Source organism: Myxococcus vastator (assembly GCF_010894475.1).
Taxonomy (GTDB): domain Bacteria; phylum Myxococcota; class Myxococcia; order Myxococcales; family Myxococcaceae; genus Myxococcus; species Myxococcus vastator.
The window spans coordinates 1-2,568 of record NZ_JAAIYB010000726.1 but is presented as its reverse complement, the minus strand read 5'-3'; the positions used below and the strand labels follow the sequence as shown (position 1 = coordinate 2,568).

Below are 2,568 nucleotides of genomic sequence, written 5' to 3'. Positions count from 1 at the left end.
CCCCCCGCCTCCGCGCTCGCCAGCGGAGCGAGTGCCCCGAGCGCGGCGCCCACCTCCGCCAGCCAGCGCCGGGTGATGTCCTCCCTCAGGACTTCCAGCGCATCCGGCAGCGTGAGCGTCGCCATGACGCGTGGGCTCATGCGCGCGCCGTCGTGGTCGATGATTGCCCTGGCATGTCCTTACCAGCCTCCCAGCCAGGAACGCCCACCCTCACCATGCGGGCCGCGCGTGGCTGTTACCACTTGGGATACATCCCGTCCCCCGGCCGGGCTGCCCGTCTCCGAGTCAGGCTCGGATGATGCCTCGTGGAAGAGGCGACCACGCTGGCGCCTCTTCCGACAGGTGGTTCACCGCTGACAGGGAACGGGCGCGCAAGCCCCCCAGACACCGCGCCTCGCCAGCCGGGCCTGCGCCTCCAGGGCCTCGAACTCCGCGCGCCTCGAACGGCCCGCGGGAGGAACGTGGAGCACGCAGGCATGGCCTCTCTCCACCAACAGCGTGTTCACCTCCCGGCCGTCCACGGACACGTAGGCAAGGAGCCGACCGAAGCGGTCCTCGCACGCCTCGCCATAGGTCAGCGTCACCCGCCTGCCGTCGACGAGTCCCCGGTTGAAGGCATGGGCCTCCGGACCGAAGCAGTCACCGCCCGCCCCCGTGCGCTCCGGTGCATCCGCGAGCAGGTAGCGGACACGCTCGCCGCTCTCCAGGACGACCGTGTCCCCATCCAGGACCTCCGCCACGCGTCCCGAAGCGGGGCCGCAAGCGACGTCCGCGTCCCCCCCACCACAGGCCGCCAGCAAGCAGGCCACCGCACCTTTCATCAAAGCGCGCATGAGCGGTTCACCCCTCCCGGCGTGCCCCGGTCGCCCCGGCCATAACGGGCCGACTCGGGCGTGGGGCAGAAGCTCCCGGGCCAGTCATTGCGCTGCGGGTCGCCGCGCCCGGGGTCGAGCTGCGAGGACACACCTGGGATGGCCGCCCCCGTCCACGACACATCGTCAAGCACGCGGCCTTCCACCGAGAGCTGGAGCTTCCGGCTGCCCGCGGTATTCGCCAGGTTGAAGTTGAAGGTGCCGAGCACCGCGGGCAGCCCGCCATTGCGGGACACATCCTCACTGCGCGCCAGGACCGCCCGGCCTCCAGCCCTGACGGCCAGACACAGCGCCGAGTCGAACGTCGAGCGGCCCCCGCCTTCGTTGGACAGCGACACCCCGTTGAGGTCCACGTCGCGCAGCGCGAGCACCTCCACCCACTCCCCCGTGGCGTCCGCCACCGCCTGGGGGTCCGCCATGAACTCGGTGAGCACGAGCGAGCCCGCATCAGGCACCCTGCGCGCCCGAGTCCTCCCGGTGGTCCGGTCAATACATCCGTCCTCGAGCGTCCCGGCATCCACGCCGCCATCAGCGGTTCCACCGTCGCCGTCGCCGCCCGGCGTGCCAGCGTCTCCCTCACAGACACGATTCCCACGGCCGGGTGTCCCCTGGTTGCCGCGCGAGCCATAGGCGGCCGTGGCCGCGCACCATGCGGAGGGCGCGTCGTTCTGGACGGCGTCCGCGAGCGGTGCGGACACCTGCGTGGCCACGCCATCCACCGCCAGACCGTAGTCGGCCGCGTCGACCACCACGCCCCCGGCCTTCACCTGCAGCCGGCCGCCCGCGTTGCGCAGGTCCATGCTGAAGGTCGCCACGGGCGGAGGAAGCCCTCCGTTGAGGGTGGCATCCGTGCGGCGGGCCAGCACCGCGTACTCCCCCGCCGCGAGCGACAGGCACCCCTCCGCCTTCACGGTCGCCTCACCCGCCTCGGCAACCAGCGTCACGCCGTTGAGGTCCACGGGGGCCGTGGCCCGCAGCTCCACCCACTCCCCCATCGTGTCGTCGCCACGCGGGTTGGCCATGACCTCGGTGATGACCAGGTCCCCAGGCGCCGGCGGCAGGACGGGCCTCACCGCACCGGCGCCCGCGGGCCTGCACGTCGCCACCACGCCCGCGTCCTCCGGGACGCCCGCGTCACCCACGGGGCCACAGGGCGCGTTCGCGGCGCCAGGGCTGCCCTGGAACGCCCCACCGGCCCCCGCGTCGGGCGAGTCACACCAGCGGGCCAGGTCGTCGTTCCCCGCCATGTCCGGCACCAGTCGGCCGTCGTAGATGCGCGACACCCCGCTCTTCGCGGGCGCGGAGAGCGGGACCTCGTCCAGCACCCGCTCCCCGCACCGAATGCCCAGCCGTCCGCCCGTGTTCCCCAGCGCTCCCAGCCCGTCGCCATAGGCATGGTCGACATGCGCGGGCACCGGTCCGTCGCGCACATCGCCCAGCACCACGGAGTCCCCCGCCGCCACCGTCAGCTCCTCAATGACGGCGTAGGCCTTCTCCTGCGAGCCATCCGAGCGCGACGCGTAGAGCGTCAGCCCGTACAGGTCCACGGGCGCGCGCGTGGGGTTGTGCAGCTCCACGTACTCCTGCCCCGTGTCCGTCCCCACCGGGTCGTTGAGGTACTCGGTGATGACGACGTCACCGGGCAGCAGCCCCGCGCACGCCGCGTCCACGTCTCCGTCCAGGGGCGTCCCACCAC

The 2,568-nt window shown here is 72.7% G+C and carries 2 protein-coding genes; both read right to left on the bottom strand.

Annotation, left to right across the window (positions count from 1 at the left end; all coding sequences use genetic code 11):
- Positions 1-347 precede the first annotated feature (347 nt).
- The gene (locus G4D87_RS36580) at positions 348-821 is read right to left on the bottom strand and encodes a thermonuclease family protein (RefSeq protein ID WP_163787414.1); all 474 of its coding nucleotides are present in this window, start codon (positions 819-821) and stop codon (positions 348-350) included.
- On the bottom strand, positions 821-2,568 hold a 1,748-nt coding region (locus G4D87_RS36575), incomplete at its 5' end, for a lamin tail domain-containing protein (protein ID WP_240358901.1). The genes G4D87_RS36580 and G4D87_RS36575, both read right to left, overlap by 1 nt.